At 70.8% G+C, this 21,752-nt stretch carries 20 protein-coding genes; 6 read left to right on the plus strand and 14 right to left on the minus strand.

Annotated features, from left to right (window positions below):
* Position 1 precedes the first annotated feature (1 nt).
* The gene (lpdA, locus tag NGJ44_RS12560; RefSeq protein ID WP_251864112.1) at positions 2–1,402 is read left to right on the plus strand and encodes a dihydrolipoyl dehydrogenase; all 1,401 of its coding nucleotides are present in this window, start codon (positions 2–4) and stop codon (positions 1,400–1,402) included.
* A gap of 94 nt (positions 1,403–1,496) precedes the next feature.
* On the opposite strand, the gene argH is transcribed toward lpdA, so the two are convergent.
* The gene (argH, locus tag NGJ44_RS12565) at positions 1,497–2,915 is read right to left on the minus strand and encodes an argininosuccinate lyase (RefSeq protein ID WP_251864113.1); all 1,419 of its coding nucleotides are present in this window, start codon (positions 2,913–2,915) and stop codon (positions 1,497–1,499) included.
* A 137-nt stretch (positions 2,916–3,052) separates the two neighbouring features.
* On the opposite strand from argH, the gene NGJ44_RS12570 reads away from it, so the two are divergent.
* The 3 genes from NGJ44_RS12570 to NGJ44_RS12580 all read left to right on the plus strand — a co-directional run bounded on the left by NGJ44_RS12570 (position 3,053) and on the right by NGJ44_RS12580 (position 7,013).
* Positions 3,053–4,447: a mechanosensitive ion channel family protein gene (locus NGJ44_RS12570; RefSeq protein WP_251864114.1), complete on the plus strand. Its 1,395-nt coding sequence runs from the start codon at positions 3,053–3,055 to the stop codon at positions 4,445–4,447.
* 35 nt (positions 4,448–4,482) lie between these two features.
* Entirely contained in the window at positions 4,483–6,543 is a 2,061-nt protein-coding gene (locus NGJ44_RS12575; protein WP_251864115.1) for an NAD(+) synthase, read from the plus strand.
* Positions 6,544–6,674: 131 nt separating this feature from the next.
* Positions 6,675–7,013: a P-II family nitrogen regulator gene (locus NGJ44_RS12580; RefSeq protein ID WP_251864116.1), complete on the plus strand. Its 339-nt coding sequence runs from the start codon at positions 6,675–6,677 to the stop codon at positions 7,011–7,013.
* Between the two features lie 313 nt (positions 7,014–7,326).
* On the opposite strand, the gene gspF is transcribed toward NGJ44_RS12580, so the two are convergent.
* Positions 7,327–8,532, minus strand: coding sequence for a type II secretion system inner membrane protein GspF (gspF, locus tag NGJ44_RS12585; protein ID WP_251864117.1), 1,206 nt, complete (start codon positions 8,530–8,532; stop codon positions 7,327–7,329).
* Between the two features lie 178 nt (positions 8,533–8,710).
* Between gspF and gspD the strand changes: the two genes are divergently transcribed.
* Positions 8,711–11,311, plus strand: coding sequence for a type II secretion system secretin GspD (gene gspD / locus NGJ44_RS12590; RefSeq protein WP_251864118.1), 2,601 nt, complete (start codon positions 8,711–8,713; stop codon positions 11,309–11,311).
* Positions 11,308–12,735, plus strand: a complete 1,428-nt coding sequence (gene gspE / locus NGJ44_RS12595; protein ID WP_251864119.1) for a type II secretion system ATPase GspE — start codon at positions 11,308–11,310, stop codon at positions 12,733–12,735. The genes gspD and gspE overlap by 4 nt, the downstream gene beginning before the upstream one ends.
* A gap of 44 nt (positions 12,736–12,779) precedes the next feature.
* Here the strand turns inward: gspE and NGJ44_RS12600 are convergent, their stop codons facing one another.
* The 12 genes from NGJ44_RS12600 to NGJ44_RS12655 form a co-directional block, all read right to left on the minus strand.
* Positions 12,780–13,397, minus strand: coding sequence for a LuxR C-terminal-related transcriptional regulator (locus NGJ44_RS12600; RefSeq protein ID WP_251864120.1), 618 nt, complete (start codon positions 13,395–13,397; stop codon positions 12,780–12,782).
* 129 nt (positions 13,398–13,526) lie between these two features.
* Positions 13,527–14,879: an MFS transporter gene (locus NGJ44_RS12605; protein ID WP_251864121.1), complete on the minus strand. Its 1,353-nt coding sequence runs from the start codon at positions 14,877–14,879 to the stop codon at positions 13,527–13,529.
* A gap of 283 nt (positions 14,880–15,162) precedes the next feature.
* Positions 15,163–15,783, minus strand: a complete 621-nt coding sequence (locus tag NGJ44_RS12610) for an isochorismatase family protein (RefSeq protein WP_251864122.1) — start codon at positions 15,781–15,783, stop codon at positions 15,163–15,165.
* 168 nt (positions 15,784–15,951) lie between these two features.
* A complete protein-coding gene (locus NGJ44_RS12615) occupies positions 15,952–16,710 on the minus strand; it encodes a type II secretion system protein N (protein WP_251864123.1) in 759 nt (252 codons plus the stop codon).
* On the minus strand, positions 16,710–17,291 hold the full coding sequence (locus NGJ44_RS12620) for a type II secretion system protein M (protein WP_251864124.1): 582 nt from the start codon (positions 17,289–17,291) through the stop codon (positions 16,710–16,712). Before NGJ44_RS12620 ends, NGJ44_RS12615 begins: the two co-directional genes overlap by 1 nt.
* Positions 17,288–18,274 carry a type II secretion system protein GspL gene (gene gspL / locus NGJ44_RS12625; RefSeq protein ID WP_251864125.1) on the minus strand — a complete coding sequence of 329 codons (987 nt, stop codon included), beginning with the start codon at positions 18,272–18,274 and terminating at the stop codon, positions 17,288–17,290. The genes NGJ44_RS12620 and gspL overlap by 4 nt, the downstream gene beginning before the upstream one ends.
* Entirely contained in the window at positions 18,271–19,203 is a 933-nt protein-coding gene (gene gspK, locus NGJ44_RS12630) for a type II secretion system minor pseudopilin GspK (protein ID WP_251864126.1), read from the minus strand. Before gspK ends, gspL begins: the two co-directional genes overlap by 4 nt.
* On the minus strand, positions 19,200–19,808 hold the full coding sequence (locus NGJ44_RS12635) for a PulJ/GspJ family protein (protein ID WP_251864127.1): 609 nt from the start codon (positions 19,806–19,808) through the stop codon (positions 19,200–19,202). Before NGJ44_RS12635 ends, gspK begins: the two co-directional genes overlap by 4 nt.
* Entirely contained in the window at positions 19,805–20,194 is a 390-nt protein-coding gene (gspI, locus tag NGJ44_RS12640; protein ID WP_251864128.1) for a type II secretion system minor pseudopilin GspI, read from the minus strand. The genes NGJ44_RS12635 and gspI overlap by 4 nt, the downstream gene beginning before the upstream one ends.
* The gene (gene gspH, locus NGJ44_RS12645) at positions 20,181–20,675 is read right to left on the minus strand and encodes a type II secretion system minor pseudopilin GspH (protein WP_251864129.1); all 495 of its coding nucleotides are present in this window, start codon (positions 20,673–20,675) and stop codon (positions 20,181–20,183) included. The genes gspI and gspH overlap by 14 nt, the downstream gene beginning before the upstream one ends.
* Positions 20,647–21,075, minus strand: coding sequence for a type II secretion system major pseudopilin GspG (gene gspG / locus NGJ44_RS12650; protein ID WP_353506957.1), 429 nt, complete (start codon positions 21,073–21,075; stop codon positions 20,647–20,649). The genes gspH and gspG overlap by 29 nt, the downstream gene beginning before the upstream one ends.
* A gap of 59 nt (positions 21,076–21,134) precedes the next feature.
* Positions 21,135–21,581, minus strand: coding sequence for a general secretion pathway protein GspC (locus NGJ44_RS12655; protein ID WP_251864152.1), 447 nt, complete (start codon positions 21,579–21,581; stop codon positions 21,135–21,137).
* Positions 21,582–21,752 lie beyond the last annotated feature (171 nt).

Here is a 21,752-nt window from a genome sequence, read left to right on the forward strand (position 1 = left end):
CATGAGCCAGACTACCAAGACGACAACCCTGCTCGTGATCGGCGGCGGTCCCGGCGGCTACGTGGCCGCCATCCGAGCCGGGCAGCTGGGCGTGCCCACCGTGCTCGTGGAGGGCGCCAGCCTGGGCGGCACTTGCCTGAACATCGGCTGCATCCCGTCCAAGGCGCTCATCCACGCCGCCGAGGAGTTCGGCAAGGCGAGGCATTACGCGGGCGAGTCGGCGCTGGGCATCTCGGTGCAGGCGCCCGCCATCGACATCCGCAAGACCGTGGCCTGGAAGGACGGCATCGTCTCGCGCCTGACGGGCGGCGTGGCGGCGCTGCTCAAGAAAAACGGCGTCGAAGTGGTGCGCGGCTGGGCCAGCCTGCTGGACGGCAAGACGGCCGAAGTCCAGACGGCCGACGGCCGGCTGCGCATCCAGTGCGAGCATCTGCTGCTGGCGGCCGGCTCCGAACCCACGCCGCTGCCCTCCGTGCCGTTCGGCGGCATGGTGATCTCTTCCACCGAGGCGCTGTCGCCCGACAGCATTCCCCGCAAGCTGGTGGTCGTGGGCGGAGGCTATATCGGCCTGGAGCTGGGCACGGTCTATCGCAAGCTGGGGGCGGAAGTGGCCGTGGTCGAGGCGCAGGACCGCATTCTGCCCACATACGACGCGGATCTCACCAAGCCCGTGGCGGCGGCGCTGGAGAAAATGGGCGTCGAACTGCACCTGGGCCGCAAGGTGCTCGGCCTGAACGCGGCGGGCAACGCGCTGCGCGTGCAGGACGGCGCCGGCGCCGAGACGCTGCTCGCGGCCGACCGCGTGCTGCTCGCCGTGGGCCGGCGTCCCCGCACGCAGGGCTGGGGGCTGGAGGGCCTGCAGCTCGACCGCAAGGGCAACGCGCTGCGCGTGGACGACCAGTGCCGCACTTCCATGCGCAACGTCTGGGCCATCGGCGACCTGACCGGCGAGCCCATGCTGGCGCACCGCGCCATGGCCCAGGGCGAGATGGTGGCCGAGCTGGTGGCGGGCCGGCGCCGGCACTTCCAGCCGGCCAGCATCCCGGCCGTGTGCTTCACCGACCCTGAGGTCGTGGTGGCCGGTCTTTCGCCCGCGCAGGCCGAGTCCGCCGGGCTGGATTGCGTCGTCGCGCAGTTCCCCTTCGCGGCCAACGGCCGCGCCATGACGCTCGAATCCACCGACGGCTTCGTGCGCGTGGTGGCCCGGCGCGACAACCACCTGGTGCTGGGCTGGCAGGCCGTGGGACGCGGCGTGTCGGAATTGGCGACGGCGTTCTCGCAATCGCTCGAAATGGGCGCCACGCTGGAAGACGCGGCCGGCACCATCCACGCTCATCCGACGCTGGGCGAGGCGGTGCAGGAAGCCGCGCTCAAGGCGCTGGGGCACGCGCTGCATATTTAGCGCGTGCCGGCGGCGGGCGCCGCGCCCGATGCAAACGGCCCCGGCGGTCGATGCCGCCGGGGCCGTTCGGGGTGCGGAAACGGAAGTCGCGGGATCAGGCCGCGGTTTCGGCCAGCACGCGCCGCGCCTCCTCGGCCACGCGCTCGGGCGCGGTGCCGCCCACGTGCTTGCGGGCGGCCACGGAGCCTTCCAGCGTGAGCACCTGGTGCACGTCGTCGCCGATGGCCGGATGATAGGCCTTGAGGTCGGCGAGCGACAGGTCGGCCAGGTCGCAGCCGCGCTGTTCGCAGTCGCGCACGGCGTGCGCCACCACTTCGTGGGCGTCGCGGAAAGGCACGCCGCGCTTGACGAGGTAATCGGCCAGGTCGGTGGCGGTGGCGTAGCCCTGCAGCGCGGCGGCGCGCATGTTGTCGGCCTTCACCTTGATGCCGGCGGCCATGTCCGCGAAGATGGTGAGCGTGTCGCGCAGCGTGTCCACCGTGTCGAACAGGCCTTCCTTGTCTTCCTGGTTGTCCTTGTTGTAGGCCAGGGGCTGGCCCTTCATGAGGGTGAGCAGGGCGACCAGGTGGCCGTTGACGCGGCCGGTCTTGCCGCGCGCCAGCTCGGGCACGTCGGGGTTCTTTTTTTGCGGCATGATGGAGCTGCCGGTGCAGAAGCGGTCTGCCAGGTCGATGAAGCCCACGCGCGGGCTCATCCAGAGCACCAGCTCTTCGGACAGGCGCGAGACGTGCGTCATGATGAGCGCGCCGGCGGCGCAGAACTCGATGGCGAAGTCGCGGTCGGACACCGCGTCCAGCGAGTTGCGGCACACGCCGTCGAAGCCCAGCGTTTTGGCGACGCGCTCGCGGTCGATGGGAAAGGACGTGCCGGCCAGGGCGGCCGCGCCCAGCGGCAGGCGGTTGACCCGCTTGCGGCAGTCGGCCAGGCGCTCGGCGTCGCGGCCGAACATCTCCGCGTAGGCAAGCAGGTGGTGGCCGAACGTGACGGGCTGGGCCACTTGCAGGTGGGTGAAGCCTGGCATGATGGTGGCGGCGTTTTCCAGCGCCACCGTGGCCAGCGCGCGGCGCAACTGGCGCAGCAGGTCGAGCAGGTTGTCGATTTCGGCGCGCAGCCACAGGCGGATGTCGGTGGCGACCTGGTCGTTGCGCGAGCGGCCGGTGTGCAGGCGCTTGCCCGCGTCTCCCACCAGCTCCACCAGGCGCTTCTCGATGTTCAGGTGCACGTCTTCGAGGTCGAGCAGCCACTGGAAGCTGCCGGCTTCGATCTCGGACAGGATCTGCGTCATGCCGCGCTGGATGTCGGCCAGGTCCTGCGCGCCGATGATGCCCTGGGCGGCCAGCATGTCGGCATGGGCGAGCGAGCCCTGGATGTCGCAGCGGGCCAGGCGCTTGTCGAAGTCCACGGACGCCGTGTAGCGTTTGACGAGTTCGGAAACCGGCTCGGAGAACCGGGCGGACCAGGCTTGCGCCTTGTTGGCGAACTGGTTTTGGTCGGAGGAGGGAGTCTTTGCCATGATGGGCGGAATTATAGGTGATCGCCGGCGGCGGGCGCCCGGCCCCGCCCCGCGGAATCCCGGCCGGCGGCGGGGCCGGGCGCGGATGCAGCATAATTCCTGCTGGTTGACAACGATTCTCGGAGAATACGTCGCTTATGCCCGTGGAATGGCAAGACCTGACCGCGCAGATCGACACCTACCTGCCGCGCGAGATATGGGCCCAGACCCTGGTGGGCCTGGCCGTGCTCGTGCTGGCCGCGCTTTTCGTCCAGTGGGTGGTGGCGCGCATCGTTCTGTTTTTCGCGCACCGCCTGCTGGTGCTCAGCGGCCGCAGCGACTGGGACCAGGCCCTGCAGCGCCGGCGCGCCTACCGCAATCTCTGGTACGCCGTGCCGTTCGCCGTGGTGTCGCTGGGCATCGAACTGGTGCCGCACGTGGAGAAGGTGGCCGCGGTGGTGGGCCGGCTGGCGCATGCGGGCGCCTGGATCTGCCTCTTCACGGCGTTTTCCGGCGTGCTGAGCGCCTGGCAGGACACCTATTCGGCTTCCACCCGGGCGCAGACCCGGTCCATCAAGGGTTATATCCAGATCGGCAAGCTGGTGCTCCTGGGCGTGTGCACCATTCTGGTGCTTTCCATTCTCATCGACCGCTCGCCGCTCTGGATGATCTCCGGCCTGGGCGCGCTGTCGGCGGTGCTGCTGCTGGTTTTCAAGGACACGCTGCTTTCGCTGGTGGCCAGCACCCAGCTCACCAGCAACGACATGCTGCGCATCGGCGACTGGATCGAAATGCCCCAGGCCAATGCCGACGGTTTCGTCAAGGACATCGCCCTGCATACCGTCAAGGTGCAGAACTGGGACAACACCGTCACCACGGTGCCGACGTACAAGCTTTTTTCGGAAAGCTACCGCAACTACCGCCAGATGTTCGAGTCCGGCGGGCGGCGCATCAAGCGCACCCTGCGCATCGACGCCGGCAGCGTGCGCTTTCTCACCAGCGAGGAAGCCGAGCAGCTCATGCGCTTCAGGCTGCTGCGCGACTACCTGCAGGCCAAGACCACCGATATCGCCCAGACCAACCAGCGCATGGGCGAGCTGGCCCAGGTGCCGGCCAACCGCCGCCGCCTGACCAACATCGGCACGTTCCGCGCCTATGCGCTGGCCTATCTCAAGCAGAATCCGGAAGTGCGCCAGGACATGGCGATGATGGTGCGCATGATGGAGCCGCAGTCCGACGGCATTCCGGTGGAGGTGTACTGCTTTACCGCGATCACGGCCTGGGTGGAGTACGAGCGCATCCAGGGCGACATCTTCGACCACTTGCTGGCCATCCTGCCCGAGCTCGGGCTGCGCCTGTACCAGCAGCCTTCGGGTTCGGACATCGGCGCCATGGGCAATTATCTGCGCGAGGGGGCGATCCGCGCGGCGCTCGTGGCCGAACGCGACATCGAGAGCGGGCCGGGCGGCGGCCCGGGCCCGGCCATGCTGCCGGGGACGGCCGGCGACGGCGATGCCGCCGCGCCGCGCGGCCGGGGCGGCGACGGCCCATGAGATAATTTTCCGCTTGGAATCCTAGGCGAAACCCGATGTCGAACCCGTTTTTCAACCTGTATTCCCACGGCTTTGCTCGCGTGGCCGTGGGCGTGCCCGAATGCAGGGTCGCGGATCCGGTCTACAACGCCGCGCAGACCATCGAACTGGCGCGCCAGGCGGCCCAGGGCGGCGCCGTGCTGGCGGCGTTTCCGGAGCTGGGCCTGTCGGCCTACACCTGCGACGATCTCTTTCACCAGCAGGCGCTGCTCGATGCCTGCGAGACGGCGCTGGCCGAGGTGGCGCGGGCGTCCGCCGACCTGGACATCGCGCTGGTGGTGGGCGCGCCGCTGCGCGTGGCGCACCAGCTTTTCAATTGCGCGGTGGTGGTGTCGGGCGGCCGCATCCTGGGCGTGGTGCCCAAGAGCTACCTGCCCAACTACGGCGAATTCTATGAGGCCCGGCAGTTCAGCGCGGCCGACTGCGCGGCGGCCAGCGAGATTTCCCTGCTGGGGCAGACCGTGCCCTTCGGTCCGGAGCTGCTCTTCCAGCTCGCGGGGCTGCCGCTTTTCCGGTTCCACGTCGAGATCTGCGAAGACGTCTGGGTGCCCATCCCGCCGTCTTCCTACGCGGCGCTGGCGGGCGCCACCGTGCTGGTGAATCTCTCGGCCTCGAACATCGTGGTCGGCAAGTCCGAATACCGGCACCAGCTCGTGGCCCAGCAGTCGGCGCGCTGCCTGTCGGCCTACCTGTATACCTCGGCCGGCCGGGGCGAGTCCTCCACCGACCTGGCCTGGGACGGCCAGGCCATCATCTGCGAAAACGGCGAACTGCTGGCCGAATCGGAGCGCTTCCTGGCGCATTCGCATCTGGTGTTCGCCGACGTCGATCTCGAGCGCCTGTCGCGCGAGCGCATGCGCCAGACCACCTTCGGCCAGTCGGTGCGGCGGCACCACGACGAGGTGCGGCGCTTTCGCGCCGTTGCGGTGCCGGTGAGCGGTCCGCGCGCGGCGCAGAAGCTGCCGCTGGCGCGCCGCGTGGCGCGCTTTCCCTATGTGCCGGCCGATCCCCGCCAGCGCGACGAGCGCTGCAAGGAGGTCTACAACATCCAGGTGCAGGCCCTGGTCCAGCGGCTGTCGGCCAGCCGCATGTCCAAGGTCGTCATCGGCATCTCGGGCGGGCTGGATTCCACTCACGCGCTGCTGGTCTGCGCCCAAGCCATGGACACGCTGGGCCTGCCGCGCGCCAATATCCTGGCCTACACCATGCCGGGCTTCGCCACCAGCGCGCGCACGCTGCAGCAGGCGCGCCGCCTGATGGCGGTGGTGGGCTGCACGGCCTCCGAAATCGACATCCGGCCCAGTTGCCTGCAGATGCTGAAAGACCTGGGCCATCCCTACGCCAGCGGTCAGCCCGTGTACGACATCACGTTCGAGAACGTGCAGGCCGGCGAGCGCACCAATCACCTGTTCCGGCTGGCCAACCTGAACAATGCCATCGTGATCGGCACCGGCGACCTGAGCGAGCTGGCCCTGGGCTGGTGCACCTACGGCGTGGGCGACCATATGTCGCACTACAGCGTCAACGCCAGCGTGCCCAAGACGCTCATCACCCACCTCGTGCGCTGGGTCGCCGAATCGGGCCGCCTGGGCGGGGAGGGCGCCGCGGTGCTGCTGGACGTGCTGGGCACCGACGTGAGCCCCGAGCTCGTGCCCGGCGACGCCGACGACAAGCCGGTGCAGAAGAGCGAAGAAGCCATCGGCCCCTACGAGCTGCAGGACTTCAACCTGTATTACACGCTGCGCTACGGATTCGCGCCGACCAAGGTCGCGTTCCTGGCGCTGGCCGCCTGGCGCGACCGCGACGCCGGCGACTGGCCCGAGGGCGGCCACGTGGCGCGCAACGCCTACGACCTGGCGGCCATCAAACGCAATCTCAAGCTCTTCCTGGACCGCTTTTTCCGCCTCAGCCAGTTCAAGCGCACCTGCGTGCCCAATGCGCCCAAGGTGGGTTCCGGCGGGTCGCTGTCGCCGCGGGGCGACTGGCGCGCGCCCAGCGATTCGGAATCCGCCGTCTGGCTGCGCCAGGCCGATCTCATCCCCGACCGGGAGCCCTGATCCGGGTTTACCCGGCGCGGCGGGCGGGCCCGCCGGGGCGCCCCGGCGGTGGTATTCTCTTACCCATCGCGCCCGGCCGGCGATCGCGCCCGGCGGGCGCCGCAACAGATCCAGAAACCAGGACGAGCAACGTGAAACAAGTCACCGCCATCATCAAGCCCTTCAAACTCGACGAAGTCCGCGAAGCGCTGGCCGAAGTCGGCGTCAGCGGCCTCACCGTGACCGAGGTCAAGGGGTTCGGCCGCCAGAAAGGCCACACCGAGCTGTACCGCGGCGCCGAGTACGTGGTGGACTTCCTCCCCAAGATCCGCGTCGAAGTGGTGCTGCCCGACGACCGCGTCGAGCAGGCCATCGACGCCGTGCTCAAGGCCGCCCGCACCGGCAAGATCGGCGACGGCAAGATCTTCGTCACCCCGGTGGAACAGGCCATCCGCATCCGCACCGGCGAGGCCGACGAAGAAGCCCTCTGACCGCGCACCCCGACGCCGCCGCAAACCCGCCCTTCGTGGCGGGTTTTGTTTCATGGCGACGCGACGCCGCGCCTGCAGGGGTGTCGGCCTCGGCATTTCAGCCGCGGTCATTGTTGAATCTGGTGCAAGACGATCAAGCACCCTGCTTGCCTGTGCTTTCGGGGGACGACGACGTTCCGGTTGCGTGCGCACGCCGCGACCGGACGGCCTTGGAGAAAGCAGGATGGAAATCGGCCGCGAGGGCAGGGAATCGGCGAGATCCTGCAATGCGCGTCGAAGATGCGTCATGCTTGCCGCCCGGCGAGGCGTGGCGTCACCGGATCAGCTGGTTCATTTCCAGGATGGGCATCATGACGGCGAGCACGATGAGCAGCACGAAGCCGCCCATGAGCAGGATGAGCGCAGGTTCGAGCAGGGCGGTCATGGCGAGCGCGCGGCGTTCGAGGTCGCGCGACAGGGTCTGGGCGCCGCGGTCGAGCAGCTCGGGCAGGCGGCCGGTTTTTTCACCGCTGGCGATGAGGTGCACGAGCAGTGAGGGAAAAACTTTCTGCGCGCCCAGCGACGCCGAGAGCGAGGCGCCTTCGCGTACGCGGGAGGCGGCCTGGTCCACGGCGTCGCGCAGCACGTCGTTGCCCAGCGTGCGCCGCGCCGCTTCCAGGGAAGCCAGCAGGGCGACGCCGCTGCCGCACAGTATGGCCAGCGTGGAGGCGAAGCGCGCCGCGTTGACGCCGAGCACGAAGCGGCCGGCCAGCGGCATGCGCAGCAGGCGCGCATGCCACGCCTTGCGCGCGGCGGGCGCGCGCAGCGCGTGGCGCCACAGCGCGATGCCCAGCGTCAGGGCCGCGCCGCTGGCCGCGCCCTGGTCGCGCACGAAGGCGGACAGCGCCAGCATCGCGCGGGTGAGCAGCGGCAGCGTTTGGCGCGCCTGGCTGAAAGCCGACACGACCTGCGGCACGACGTAGCCCAGCAGGAAGATCACGATGATGACCGACACGCAGGCCACCACGGCCGGATAGATGAAGGCCGTGAGCACCTTGCCGCGCAGCGCGTTGCGTTCTTCGATATAGCTGGCCAGTTTCTCCATGACGAGCGCCAGGTCGCCCGATTCTTCGCCCGCGCCCACCAGGGCGCGGTAGATCTCGGGGAAGTCGCGCGGTCTTGCGGCCAGCGCGGCGGACAGGCGGTGGCCGGCGCGCACGTCGTCGCGCACGGCCTGCAGCACGGCGGCGATGTGCTTCTTTTCGGCCTGCTCCAGCGTGGCGTTGAGCGCCGCATCCAGCGGCAGCCGCGCCGCGAGCAGGCTGGCGAGCTGGCGCGTCAGCCAGGCGAGATCGGCATCGGAAAGGCGGGCGCCGAATGCGCGTGCGCCGCCGGCGGCGCGTGAGGCGAGCTCGGTGGAAAGCGGAAGCAGGCCGCGCGCGCGCAGCTGGTTGCGCGCGCCGCGCTCGCTGTCGGCCTCGAGCGTGCCGCGCACGGTGTTGCCCAGCGCGTCGGCGGCTTCATATCGGAAGGCGGGCATGGGAAACGGCCTCGGGCGCGCGAAAGCACGCGGCCCCGGAAGGCCCGTGGATAAAGGGTTTCGAGGCCGTCACGATGCCTTTGGAATATGACGGTAGTGTTGCAGGGGCACCCCGTATACTCCGACGCGAATTCGGCTTTCTCTCTCCGCTTTTCTCGCCACGGACAGCTATCACGCCATGCGTCACATCGCGCAATTCAGCCTTGCGGTTCTGCTCGCCGCCAGCCAGTTCGGGCCCGGCGTGCGGCCCGCGCAGGCCCAGCAGGCAGACCATCGCGTCAGCCTCAATTTCGTCGACACCGACATTCCCGCCGTGCTGCGGGCGCTGTCCGTCTTTACGCAACGCAATTTCCTGGTGGACCCGCGCGTCAAGGGCAAGCTCACGCTGGTGTCCGAGCATCCGGTGGATCGCGCGCAGGCGCTTGCCATGCTGGGCGGCGCGCTGCGCATGCAGGGCTACGCCATCGTGGAGGTGGACGGCGTGACGCGCGTGGTGCCCGAGGCCGACGCCAAGCTGCAGGGCAGCACGGTGGCGGGCGGCGCCACAGCCGGTTCCGCCGCGGCAGGCCGCGCCGCGGCGTCCCCGGCGCGCGGCGGTCCCGTGCCCGTATCGTCGTTCGTGCGCGCCGCCGGCGGCGGCGAGATGATCACGCGGGTGTTTCCACTGAAGTACGAGAATGCCGCCAACCTGGTGCCGGTGCTGCGCCCCATGGTGCCGCCGAACAATCCCGTCAACGCTTATCCGGGCAACAACACGCTGGTCATCACCGACTATGCCGACAACCTGGAACGCATCGCGCAGGTGATCGCTCGCATCGATGTGCCCAGCGCCATCGACACGGACGTGGTGCCGGTGCAATCGGGCATCGCCTCGGACATCGCGGCGCTGGCGGCGCAGCTGCTGGATACGCAGGGCAACGACCCCACGCAGCGCATCGCGGTGGTGGCCGACCCGCGCAGCAACAGCGTGCTGGTGCGTTCGGGCAGTCCGGCGCGCACGCGCCTGGCGCGCGACCTGATCGTCAAGCTCGACGCGCAGCAGAGCCGCTCGGGCAATCTGCACGTGGTGTACCTGCGCAATGCGCAGGCTTCGCGCATCGCCGAGGTGCTGGGCGGCCTGCTGGCGGGGCAGGCGGGCAACGCGCCGGGCGGGCAGGGCGGCGTCGCGGGCGCGCCGGCGAGACCGCAGGCGGCCGGCGCGCAGCAGAACGCCGCGCATGCGGCGCCGGTGCCGAACACGGGCGGTGGAACGAAAAGCGGCCTGTCCGGCGACACCGAGCGCATCGCGCGCGACGACGGCGGCAACCAGGCCGTGTCGTATTCGGCGGGCGGCGCCACCATCCAGGCCGATCCGGCCACCAACTCGCTCATCGTCTCCGCGCCCGAGCCGCTGTACCGCAGCCTGCGCGAGGTGATAGACCAGCTCGACCAGCGCCGCGCGCAGGTGCTGGTGGAAAGCCTGATCGTGGAAGTGAGCGAGGCCAAAGCGGCCGAGTTCGGCATCCAGTGGATGACCGGGGCGGGCAACATCAACAGCGGCGGCACGAGCTTCATCGGCGGCACCAACCTCGGCGGCAGCGGCATTACGGGCGCCGGGCCCACCGCCATCGACGCGATCGGCAAGGGCCTGTCGCTGGGCGTGGTCAAGGGCACGGTGGACGTGCTGGGCAACCAGGTCATCAACCTGGGCGTGCTGGCGCGCGCCATGCAGAACTCGGGCGACGCCAATATCCTGTCCACGCCCAACCTGCTTACGCTGGACAACCAGTCGGCCAGCATCCTGGTGGGCAAGACCGTGCCGTTCGTGACCGGACAGTACGTCACCTCGGGCAGCAACGGCAGTTCCAACCCCTTCCAGACCATCGAGCGCGAAGACGTAGGGCTGAAGCTCAACATCCGCCCGCAGATCTCGGAAGGCGGCGCGGTGAAGCTGGACATTTACCAGGAGGTCAGCAGCATCGACGAAAGCGCGTCCTCGGCCACGACGGGCATCGTCACCAATAAGCGCGCCATCGACACCAGCGTGCTGGTCGACGACGGCCAGATCATCGTGCTGGGCGGCCTGCTGGAAGACAGCGTGACGCTAAGCTCCGACAGCGTGCCGGGGCTGGGCTCCATTCCCGTGCTGGGCTCGCTGTTCCGCTATGACTCGCGCAAGCGCACCAAGACCAACCTCATGGTGTTCCTGCGCCCCTACGTGGTGCGCGACGCGCGCCGCAGCGCGGGTGTGACGCTGGACCGCTACGAATACATGCGGCGGGCCCAGGCCGACGCGCAGCCCGGCCGGCACTGGCTGCTGCCCGACATGCAGGCGCCGCTGCTGCCGCCGTCCGATGCGCCGTCTCCCGTCTCGAACAACGCGTACGACCTGCGGCCGGGCCAGTTGGCCGAAACGCTGCGCCGCCCGCCGCCCGCGACGCTGGAATCCTTTGCCGTGCGCCAGCTGCCGGCCGCGCCCGGCGCGGGCGATCCGGCGCTGCCGATCCGGGCGAACCTGCCGCTGGGCGTGAGCGTGGCGCGCGACCCGTCGTCGCTCTACGGCGAGACCGACGACAGCGTAGCCACGCTGGAGTTCGCGTCGGTGGACGGGCGGGCCGACGCCGACCGCATCGCGCGGCGCGTGCAGGCCAGCGGCCTGCAGGCCTATGTGCAGACGGGCCCCGGCGGCATGGGCTATGTGGTGCGCAGCCAGGTCGCCAAGGATCCCGCCACGCTGTCCACCGCCACGGCGCTGCTGCGCGAACTGGGCTTCAAGAGCACGGTGGTGTCGTCGCTGTGAGCACGCATCCCTTGCCCTATGCCTGGGCGCGCGCGCAGCGGGCGCTGCTGTCGCTGCGCGCGGGGCAGGCCCGGCTGACGGTCAGCCCGCGCACGCCCGCCTGGGCGCTGCAGGAAGTGCGCCGCTGCCACGGAGAGGCGCAGATCGAGTGCGTGGACGACGAGGCGCTGGAAACCCTGCTGACGGCGGCCTACACGCATTCGGAGGACGCGGCTTCGGTCATGGGCGTGGCGGAAAACGAGATCGACCTCGACCGCCTGCTGCAGGACATGCCCGAAGTGGCCGACCTGCTGGAGGCGCAGGACGACGCGCCCGTCATCCGCATGATCAACGCGCTGTTCGCGCAGGCCGCGCGCGACGGTGCGAGCGACATCCACATCGAGCCCTTCGAGACGCATTCGGTGGTGCGCTACCGCGTGGATGGCACGCTGCGCGACGTGGTGTCGCCGCGCAAGGCGCTGCACGCGGCGCTGATCTCGCGCATCAAGATCATGGCGCACCTGGACATCGCCGAGAAGCGCCTGCCGCAGGATGGCCGCATCGCGCTGCGCGTGGGCGGGCGCCCCATCGACGTGCGCGTCTCCACCTTGCCCACGGGCCACGGCGAGCGCGCCGTGCTGCGCCTGCTCGACAAGGAGGCTGGGCGGCTGCGGCTGGAGACGCTGGGCATGAGCCCCGAGGTGCTGGCGCGGCTGGACCGGCTGATCCGCCAGCCGCACGGCATCGTGCTCGTCACCGGCCCCACGGGCAGCGGCAAGACTACCACGCTCTACGCCGCCCTGAGCCGGCTTGACGCGAGTACCAGCAACATTCTCACGGTGGAAGATCCCATCGAGTACGACCTGCCCGGCATCAGCCAGACGCAAGTCAACGCCAAGATCGACATGAGCTTCGCGCTGGCGCTGCGGGCTATCCTGCGCCAGGACCCGGATGTCATCATGATCGGCGAGATCCGAGATCTGGAAACCGCCCAGATCGCCGTGCAGGCTTCGCTGACGGGCCACCTGGTGCTGGCGACCCTGCACACCAACGACGCGGTCTCGGCGGTGACGCGTCTGACCGACATGGGCGTGGAACCTTTTCTGCTGGCGTCTTCGCTGTTGGGCGTGCTGGCGCAGCGCCTGGTGCGCAAACTGTGCCCGGTCTGCAAGCGGCCCGCCACCGTCGACGGCCGGCGCGTTTACCAGCCCGTGGGCTGCCCCGCCTGCAATCACACCGGCTACAGCGGACGTTCCGGCATCCACGAGCTCTTTACCGTCGACGACGAGGCGCGCCGGCTGATCCATGATGGGCGCGACGAGCGCGAACTGCGTCTGGCCGCGGTGGCCGCCGGCATGCGCAGCATGCGTGATGACGGACAACGCTGGATCGACGAGGGCAAGACTTCGCCGGAAGAAATCTTGCGGGTGACGCGAGACGCTTAGGCGGCTGTCGCGCAAGGCCGGCCCGGCGCGCGGTCCGCATGGCCCTAGGCAAGCAGGTACTTGACCAGGACCGCGGTCGAGGGAGCATTGAATTTCTTCAGGAGCTTGCTGCGGAAGACCTCGACGGTGCGCGGGCTGATGCCCAGGGCCCTGCCGATTTCCTTGGCGGTCTGGTTCTGGATCAACAGGGCCGCCACGTCGCGCTCGCGCTGCGTCATCGAGTTCTTGGCGTCCGAGACGGCCTGGTGCACGGACGTCTTGCCGTCAGGGGCGGCCGCGGCCAGCCCGAGCTCCGAGAAGAACCAGAAAGCCTCGCGGTAGGGATCGTCGCGCGTTTCGGTAAAGCCCGTCACGCTGACCCAGAACAGATCGCCGCCGATCCGCTGCATGACCCGCGCCTCGGTAAACCGCCCGTGACGCTTGAGCGTCGGAATCACCCGGGCCCCGCAACGCTCGAAATCCGTCTGGTTCGGATACAGCACTCGCACGGTCTGACCGATGAAGTCGTTGCGGCAGGCCCTGAACATGTCCAGGAATGCACTGTTGCAGTCGCATATCACGCGGTAGCGGGTGACCATGAGGGCCGCGGGCATGCTCAGGAACACATGCCGGTAGTCGAGCGGGGAGCCTTGCGGGGGGGCTATCCCAAGTCTTCGGTTCATACGTTCTCCCGCCGGCGGGCGCGAAACCCGCGCCTGGCGGACGGCGGACACCACGATGACTGCTTTTTACTCCTGAAACAGCCCGCGTGGCGCAGCGGCGGGGACGCCGCCGCCCGTCCGCCGCGCCGTTCAGGAAAGCTGGGCCTTGGCGCGGGCGGCCGGCACATGCGCCGGGGCTTCGCGCCTCAGCGTCTCGGCCAGCATCAGCAGGGCAAGGGCTGAAACCGCCGCCGATCCGATCATGTACCAGGCGACCGATGATCCGCGGCCAGTGGCCGACAGCAGCGCCGTGGTGACGATGGGCGTGGCGGCGCTGCCCAGCAGCCCGGAGAGCATATAGCTGACGGAGAGCCCCGAGTAGCGGACGTTGGCGCCGAACAGTTCCGCCAGGAACGTGGCGATGGGGCCATAGTTCGCGGCGAAGGCGCTCATCATCAGCAGGTAGCCCAGCAGGGCCAGCGGGAACGCGCCGGTGTCCAGCAGCCAGAACAGCGGGAAGGCCAGCAACGCTTCGGCCACGATGCCTCCGACAATCACCGGTTTGCGGCCGATCTTGTCCGACAGCAGCCCGAACAGCGGCAATAGCGCCATGCACAGGGCGCAGGCGGCCAGCACCATGGCCAGCATCTGGTTGCGCGAGTAGCCCAGCGTCTGCGTGCCATACGACAGGCCGAACGCCACGATCAGGTTGAACGAGGCGCCGGTCGGCATGGTCGCCACGCCGCCCAGCAGGACCTGCCTCCAGGACCGCGCCAGCACCTCCGCCAGCGGAATTTTCACTTGCGCGGCGGACGCTTTGATCTTGCTGAACGACGGCGTTTCCGACGTGTTCAGGCGGATGTACATGCCTACGCCCACGAGCACAATGCTGGCCAGGAACGGGATGCGCCAGCCCCAGGACAGCAGCGCCTCGGCGGACATGACCGCGCTGCACAGCAGGAACACCAGGTTGGCGATCAGCGTTCCGGCGGGCACGCCGATCTGCACCCACGAGCCATACAGGCCGCGGCGTCCGGCCGGCGCGTGTTCCACCGCCATCAGCACCGCGCCGCCCCATTCCCCGCCCAGGGCCAGGCCCTGGACGACCCGCAAGGCCAGGAGCAGGGTCGGCGCCCAGATGCCGATCGCGTCGTAGTCCGGGAGCAGGCCGATGGCGAAGGTGGCCGCGCCCATCATGACGAGCGACACCAGCAGCATGGATTTCCGGCCGACCCGGTCGCCAAAATGGCCGAACAGCGCGGCGCCCGCCATGCGGGCCACATAGGCGGAGGCGAACGTGCCGAACGCCAGCAGCGTGCCGGTCAGCGGGTCGAACGACGGAAAGAAGACTTTGTTGAAGACCAGCGCGGACGCGGTTGCGAAGATAAAGAGGTCATACCATTCGACCGTCGTGCCAATGACGCTGGCCGCGGCGATCTTCTTCATGCTGCGAGGCGGCTGGCCCTTTTCCGGCTGCGAAGTGGGAGCATGTTCGAGATGCATGGCGCTGTCCAGGAGAAGGGGATCCGGAGACCGGACCGTTGCTGGGATACTGAAAGATCGCGGGCAAATCGGCAGCCCGCTGCGGTGTCGCTGCGGCGGCTCGATGGCGGGGCTGCGCCGCCTGCTCCGCCCGCCAGGCTTGCGGGCGCGCGGCCGGCGGTCATGGCGCGGGACGCGGCGCCGCCGGACGGCGGACGCGCAGGCGCGCGGCGGACTGCCGGCCAGGGCAGGGCGGGTCCGTCCGGCTGGCGCGCGACTCCGTCGCGCCCCGGCCCCGCGCGGGCTACCGCGAGGAACGCTGGATGTAGGCGATTACCTCGTCCGCGCTGGAGACATCCGCGTAACGGCGGCCGACGTCGCGCAGGTTGTCCCGGTGCGGCCCTTCTTCGATGTCCCCGACGCAGTCTTCCGGCACGATCGTGCGGAAGCCCCACTGGAAGCTGTCGATGGTGGATGCACGGATGCAGCCGCTGGTATTGCAGCCGGTGATGATGACGGTTTCGACCCCTTCCTTGATGAAGTAGGGAACGACCGGCGTCTGGAAGAAGATGGACGGCCCGGACTTGCACACCACGACGTCATAGTCCGGGTCGTGGATCTTCGGATCGAGGGCCGAGCTGGGATGGTCGTGCCGGAACTGCTCGCGCACGGCCGTGATCTTCCAGTGCGGCATGTCGCGCTCGGACTTGTAGGCCGTGAAGCAGGACGCGACGGGAACCCCGTGCGCGCGAGCGACGCCGAGCAGGCGCGCGGTGTTGTCCAGCCCGCGCATGACCAGCGGCGCGCCGCCCAGCGGATAGCGGGCATCCGTGAAGGCCAGTTGGTAGTCCACCACGACAATCCCGATCTTACCTTTCATGCCGATCTCGACGGCGCCGTACGAGCGATTCTTGTAGTCGTCCATTTTCCTCTCCGAATTTCCACGGTTGTTGGTTGCGGTACGGAAAAGTCTAGGACTGCGAAATACCTACAACAATACGTATCGGACACGTATGGAATTACCCTTACGGGCTGGCATCCGCGTCATGCTTGCGGGATGGCGGCGCAAGCCGTGCGCGTGGCGGCGCGGAAGTCATCCGCCGGTTCCGAAAGTCACCACGTCCGCGCTGCGCCGGCCCAGCATCGACAGCAAGCCGTCGAGCGCGGCGCGTTCGGTTTCCCCGGCCTTGGCCGCAAACGTGGCCTGCCCGTTGAAGCGCAGGCCTTGCGGTCCGGCGCTGCCTTGTCCGCTGACATCCAGCAGGCCCGCGTCGGTGCCCAGGGTCAGTGAGACGCCGGACTTGCCGTCGCCTTGCACGCGCAGCGTATAGCTGCCTACCGGATTGACGGCGGCCAGCGCGGTGGCCGCATCGCGCCAGCGCAGCTCCGCCAGCGGCCCGGCGGGCAGGCGGCCGCCCCATTCCAGCGCCTGCCAACGCAGTTCGAGCATGCCTTGCGGCGCCAGCGTGTTCCACGGCGCGCCCAGGCCCGCGAGCACGCTTGCGGGCGCGCGCAGCGATTGGGCCGACAGACCCAGGCCGCCCCAGGCGGGGCGCAGGCGCAACGGGCCTTGCAGCCAGGGATGGGTGACCACCAGGTCCAGGGGCGACCAGCGCCATTGCCACTGTACGGGCTGCGGCAGCAGGCGGCGCGCGCCCGGCGGGCCGAGCGCGATCCACGCGCTGCCGCGCCAGATCGTGCCGTCGGCCGCGGCCAGGGCCACCGGCCCCGAAGCGGGCAGCCAGCCCAGCAGCCAGTTGGCCGGCAGCACCGCCAGCGCGCCGGCCAGGGCGCTGGCGGCGCAGGCGAGCGGCAACGCGGCGCGCCGCCAGGATACAGCCAGGCGCGCCATCACGAGCCCGGCGCCTTGTCCGGCAGATCCAGCAGCAGCGTGCCGTCCACCAGGCCGGGCAGCAGCCTGCCGTAGGGATTGGCGGCGCGGACGAGGTCGGCCTGCTTCACGGTCAATCCCCAGTCCTGTTCGCAGGCCTGCAGCCAGCGCATGAGCCGCGCGGCCGGGGCCTGCGCCAGTGTGAGCCGCAGCCCGCCGTCGGCGGCAGCCAGCGCGCCCTGTTTGCTTTCCAGCCCCGCACGCGCCAGGCTGGCCTGCACGTCGGCGGCGGGCGGCAGTTCGCGCCGTGCGGCCGCCGTCTGGCGGCGCAGCGCCGCCGCGTCACGGACGAAGCCCGCCACCTGCGCGGCCTGGGCGCGCAAGGCCGGCAGCTCGGCGCGCAGGCGCTGCACGTCGCGCGCCGCCGGTTCGATGAGCAGCAGGTAGGCCAGCGCGGCGGCGGCCAGCAGCGCCAGCGCGTGCAGCAGGCGGCGCTCGCGCGCGGACAGGGCCTGGTGCCGCTGGCGGGCCTGGTCCAGCAGGGGCGCAAGCCGCGCGCGGGCGGGCGCCAGGAGCGGAGAGAGGGAGGGCAGGGGTTTCATTGCGGATTGCGGGAAAGGCGCCAGACGAGATCGCTGTCGCCGCGTTCGAGTTTCAGACCCTGGGCGGCGGCCTGCGGGACCAGGGTGGGCAGCGGCGGGCCGGCAGCGTCCAACTGCAGGGTCAGCGCGCGGCCGTCATAGCCCAGCCGGACCACGCGTTCCTGCGCGAAGGGCAGCGCCTGCGCGGCGGCGCGCGCCTGGGACAGGAAGCCGGCGGCGCCGGCCGCGCCGCGCTCGGCCTGCAGCGCTTCCAGGCCCTGGCGGGCCTGGCGCGCGGGGTCCAGCACCACGGCAATGCCGGGAAAAGCCTCGCGCACCTGCCGCGTCATGGCCTCGCGCAAGGCGCGCGCTTCTCCGCGCAGCTGGACGGCGTGCAGGTTCAGTCCGGCGATCCAGACCGCGGCGGCCGCCGCGCCCCAGCGCCGCGCGCCGCGCCAGCGCGAGCCCGAGGCGGGCGCGAGTTGAGGCAGCGCGAGCGACCAGCCCGGCGCGGGCGCGAGCCAGCGGGGATCATCCGGGCCGCGCAGCGGCGCTTCCGAAGCCGGGACGAGGCTCTGCGCCGGCGTGAGCGAGCGCACCCGCAGGCCCCGCGCAGCCAGCAGACTCCAGGCGCGCCGCAGCGGCTCGCGTGCGGTCCAGGCCACCGGGACGGCGCCGTCGCCGGCGCGCGGACCATGGCCGATGGCGAGCGCGTCGAGATCGCTGAGCACCAGCGGTTCCAGCGCGCCGCGCACCGCGGCCGGTACGCGCCCGGCCGGCAGCGCGGGAATGCGCACGCTGGCGGCGATCACGTCGGCCGGATGCAGCACCGCGTCGCAGGCAGCGTGCGGATAAGCGTGCGACAGCGCGGCCAGCGTCATTTCCCCCTGGCCCGCGCGCCGGCCGCGCCGGTCGAACCAGGCATATTCGAGCGGCGCGTCCGGCCCGAGGCTGTCCAGGGGAGGGAGGGCGATGCGCAACTGATTGCGCAGAGGGCGTGTCACGGGATTTCCCTTGTCCAGATGGGTTCGGGCGCGGCCGGCGGCGCGCTGCGCAGCAGGGTCTGCATGGACAGCCGGGCGCGTTCGTAGACCACGGTGCCGGTGGCCATGAACCAGCCGCTGGCGGTCGTGACGGCTGGCGCAGCGCCTTCGACGCCGGCGCCGGCCAGGCGGTTGGCGAAGTCGCCGCCGTTGTTGAACCAGTTGCCGCGGTCGCGTTCGCCTGCGAGGGCGCGGGCCTGGGCCAGCGAGAGGCCGGGCACGAGGGCGGCGATGACCTCGGGCGGCGCGGTGTTGACGTTGACCGTGGTCTGCGCGGGCAGCAGCGTCGCCGTCCGGCGCAGCTGGGCGCGCACGGCCGGCTCCAGGTCCAGCCGCGCGGCCAGCTCGTCCACCCCGCGCGGCAGCGGCGCGGCGGCCGGCGGGGCGGCCTGCGGCCCCTGCGAGGCGGCGGGCGCCTGCGCCTCGGCCACGGCCTCGGCCAGGCGCGGCGCCAGCGTGTCGGGCAGCCCCAGCAGCGCGAGCAGGCGACGCAGCACTTTTTCCTCGGCGGGCTGCGGCACGCCGTTGCGGGCCAGGTTGTAGAGGTTGTATTTGCCCTGTTCGTCCTGCAGGAAGCCGGAGAAGACTGCCACCCGTTCGTCGCCGGGCTGTTCGATGCGCGTGTCCAGGATGGGCGTGGCCCACACCTGGTCGTTGCGGGTGGTGGCTTCGCGGCGGGCGTGCTCGCGCACGGCCATGCGCGCCCAGTCCAGCCCGCCGGCCAGCAGCGCCAGGGCCTGGACGCGCGACTGCTCGTTCTCCATGCGCCGCACCGCGGCCGTCTGGCGCTGGAACAGGCTGGCCGACAGCGCCGCCGCGATGGCGACCACGATGAGCGCGCTGACCACGGCGGCGCCGCGTTCCCGCGGGGGGCGGCCCGGCAGTCTCATGGCAGCTCCAGCACGCGCGTGTAGCGCAGGGCGGGCGCGGCGCCGCGTTCGAGCGTGATTTCCAGGCCGGCCGGCGCGATGGTCAGCGTGGAGGCGGCGTCCACCCAGCCGCGGCCGCGCACCCAGAGCCTGAGCCGCATGGCGCGCACGCCGGGCAGCAGCAGCGCGCCGTCGCGCGTGTCGGGCAGGGGCGAGCGGGCGGCCGCCGGCCCGCTGGCGCGCCAGAGGCCGTCGGGCTTCACCTGCCAGCGCACGCGCTGCCACAGGCCGGCGCCGCCCGCGTCGGGACGCAGGATTTCCAGCATCTCGCCCTGCGTGCCGCGCAGCAGCCGCAATCCGGTGGTGATGGCGCGCGCGTCGCGGGGCGGGGCGTCGAAGGCGGGGCCGTGGTAGGAGAGCTGGATGTCGCGCGAGAGCTGGCCCAGGCTGCGGGCGATGGCGTCGGTGTCCTCGGCCTGCGCGGCCAGGTGCGCGCGCGCCGCGCCCAGGCGGTCCAGCCCGCGCCAGGCCAGCAGGCTGACCAGCGCCATCAGCGACAGCGCCGCCAGCACTTCGATGAGGGTAAAGCCGGCTTGCGCGCGGGCGGGGGGGCGGTGCGGTTTCATCGCAGGCGCGACAGCAGGCCGTTCAGGCGCAGCAGCAGGCCGCCCGAGGCGTCGCGCACGCGGACTTCGACCTGCCGGAAGCTGCGGTTCATCGAGTTCGTGAAGACCAGCTCGCAACGCATCGCCAGTCCGCCCTGCGGGCAGTCCTGCGTGCGGGCGCCGGCCTGCGGCAGCGCGCCTTCGAGCCGCAGCTGGGCCAGCGCGTTCTGCGCCGACACCAGGGCCAGCGTGCGGTCGGCCAGCGCGCGGTTGTTGGCCGCCATGAGGCCGGTGGCGCGCAGGGCCGCGCCCAGCGCCACGGCGATGATGGCCAGCGCCACCAGCACTTCGATCAGGGTGAAGCCGGCCTGCGCCGCGGGCGCGCGCCGGCGTTCAATGCAGCGCATAGCGTCCCTCGGCATCGCGCGACACGGCGACGCCGGGCGCGGCCGCGCCGGGGTTCAGGCGCACCGTGAAGGGATCGGCCACCCACTCGGGCGTGAAAGCCAGCGTCTGCTCCGGCTCGATCCGCACCTGCACGGGCGCGGCCTGCCAGGCGCGCGGGCGCAGCAGCGGGTCGTTCTCGAAACGGTCCGGTGGCGCGGGCGCGCCGTCCTGCGCGCTGGGGCCGGGCGGGCGGCCCTGGCGCTCGAAGCGCCATCCCTGCGCGTCGGCGCGCCAGCGGATGACGCGGCCGTCGCTGCGCGCCTCGCTCTGGGCCACCGCGAACGCGTCGGCCAGCCGCTCGGCGTCGGCGCGCAGGCCGTCTTCGCCGCGGCGCACCGACAGGCTCGCCATGCCGGCCGCGATGGCGACGATTACAAGCACGACGAGAATCTCGACCAGCGTGAAGCCGCGCTCACAACGCCCAGGACCCGATGTCGGCATCGCTGCCTTCGCCTCCAGGCTTGTTGTCGGCGCCCAGCGAGAAGACGTCGATCTCGCCGTGCACGCCGGGGTTCAGATACTGGTAGGGGTGCCCCCAGGGATCGGCGGGCAGCTTGTCGAGGTAGCCGCGCCAGTTCGCGGCGCCCTCGGGCTTCTCGGCCAGCGCGCGCAGGCCCTGGGCGGCGGCGGGATAGCGGCCGTTGTCCAGCCGGTAGAGCTTGAGCGCCTGCATGATGCCCGCGATGTCCTGGCGCGCCGCGACCTGGCGCGCCTGGTCGGGGCGGTCCAGCACGCGGGGCACGATCAGCGCTGCCAGGATCCCCATGATCACGATGACCACCATGATTTCGATGAGGGTGAAACCCCGCTGGCGGGCAAGCCCGCGCGCTGACTGACGCACTTTGCAACTCCGGTTCTGGATGGAGCGCCGTATTCTGGTCTTGAAATATGACAGCAACGCTAACGCGGGGCTTGCATGATGCCGCCGGGCGCGGCGGGCGCTTCGGGCGCGGCCAGCCGGCTCTGGCGCCCGGCCTGTTCCACCAGGACGGCGTCCGGCGCGACCCGGCGCAGCACGATGCCGGGCGCGGCCTCGGCGCCGGCGCGCACGGCCACGGGCGGCCCGCCGTCCACACTGAGCACCGCGGCGCCTTCGGGGCCGGCTGCGATCACGCCCAGCACCGAGATTTGCGTGGAGATGGCCTGGTCCTTGCCGAACCACAGCGCGACCGCGCCGTTGTCGGCGGCGCGCGGCGCGGGGGCGCCGAGCGCCGGCGGCGGCAGGCCGGGCGAGGGCGCGGGCAGGATGGCGCCCCACACGCCCAGGCCGGCAGCCAGCGCGAGGCAGGCGCAGGCGCGCGCGGCGCGGGGGCCGTCGGGCAGTCGGGGACGCGGCAGCGCGATCATGCGAGGCAAGGCGGGTGCGTGGAGAAAAGGAGAAAGCGCAGCACGATAGCCGCGTTTCATGACACGCCGATGGCGCGAGCCGGCGGCGCGGGCTTTCAATCGGGCACTGCGCACTGTCATGAACCTTAAACGCCGGCTCTCTAGCATGCGGCCACGCCCGGATTCGGAAGG

The organism is Achromobacter sp. Marseille-Q4962, from assembly GCF_943737005.1.
In the GTDB taxonomy this organism is placed as follows: Bacteria; Pseudomonadota; Gammaproteobacteria; order Burkholderiales; family Burkholderiaceae_B; genus Achromobacter.

Excerpts from the sequence above, each read along its gene's own strand:
- lpdA (WP_251864112.1), top strand. The coding sequence starts at position 2 with ATGAGCCAGACTACCAAGACGACAACCCTGCTCGTGATCGGCGGCGGT.
- NGJ44_RS12570 (WP_251864114.1), top strand. The coding sequence starts at position 3,053 with ATGCCCGTGGAATGGCAAGACCTGACCGCGCAGATCGACACCTACCTG.
- NGJ44_RS12600 (WP_251864120.1), bottom strand. The coding sequence starts at position 13,397 with ATGAACCGAAGACTTGGGATAGCCCCCCCGCAAGGCTCCCCGCTCGAC.
- NGJ44_RS12610 (WP_251864122.1), bottom strand. The coding sequence starts at position 15,783 with ATGGACGACTACAAGAATCGCTCGTACGGCGCCGTCGAGATCGGCATG.
- NGJ44_RS12620 (WP_251864124.1), bottom strand. The coding sequence starts at position 17,291 with ATGAAACCCCTGCCCTCCCTCTCTCCGCTCCTGGCGCCCGCCCGCGCG.
- gspI (WP_251864128.1), bottom strand. The coding sequence starts at position 20,194 with ATGCGCTGCATTGAACGCCGGCGCGCGCCCGCGGCGCAGGCCGGCTTC.
- gspF (WP_251864117.1), bottom strand. The coding sequence starts at position 8,532 with ATGCCCGCCTTCCGATATGAAGCCGCCGACGCGCTGGGCAACACCGTG.
- NGJ44_RS12605 (WP_251864121.1), bottom strand. The coding sequence starts at position 14,879 with ATGCATCTCGAACATGCTCCCACTTCGCAGCCGGAAAAGGGCCAGCCG.
- gspD (WP_251864118.1), top strand. The coding sequence starts at position 8,711 with ATGCGTCACATCGCGCAATTCAGCCTTGCGGTTCTGCTCGCCGCCAGC.
- gspK (WP_251864126.1), bottom strand. The coding sequence starts at position 19,203 with ATGAGACTGCCGGGCCGCCCCCCGCGGGAACGCGGCGCCGCCGTGGTC.
- argH (WP_251864113.1), bottom strand. The coding sequence starts at position 2,915 with ATGGCAAAGACTCCCTCCTCCGACCAAAACCAGTTCGCCAACAAGGCG.
- NGJ44_RS12655 (WP_251864152.1), bottom strand. The coding sequence starts at position 21,581 with ATGATCGCGCTGCCGCGTCCCCGACTGCCCGACGGCCCCCGCGCCGCG.
- NGJ44_RS12615 (WP_251864123.1), bottom strand. The coding sequence starts at position 16,710 with ATGGCGCGCCTGGCTGTATCCTGGCGGCGCGCCGCGTTGCCGCTCGCC.
- NGJ44_RS12635 (WP_251864127.1), bottom strand. The coding sequence starts at position 19,808 with ATGAAACCGCACCGCCCCCCCGCCCGCGCGCAAGCCGGCTTTACCCTC.
- NGJ44_RS12575 (WP_251864115.1), top strand. The coding sequence starts at position 4,483 with ATGTCGAACCCGTTTTTCAACCTGTATTCCCACGGCTTTGCTCGCGTG.
- gspH (WP_251864129.1), bottom strand. The coding sequence starts at position 20,675 with ATGCCGACATCGGGTCCTGGGCGTTGTGAGCGCGGCTTCACGCTGGTC.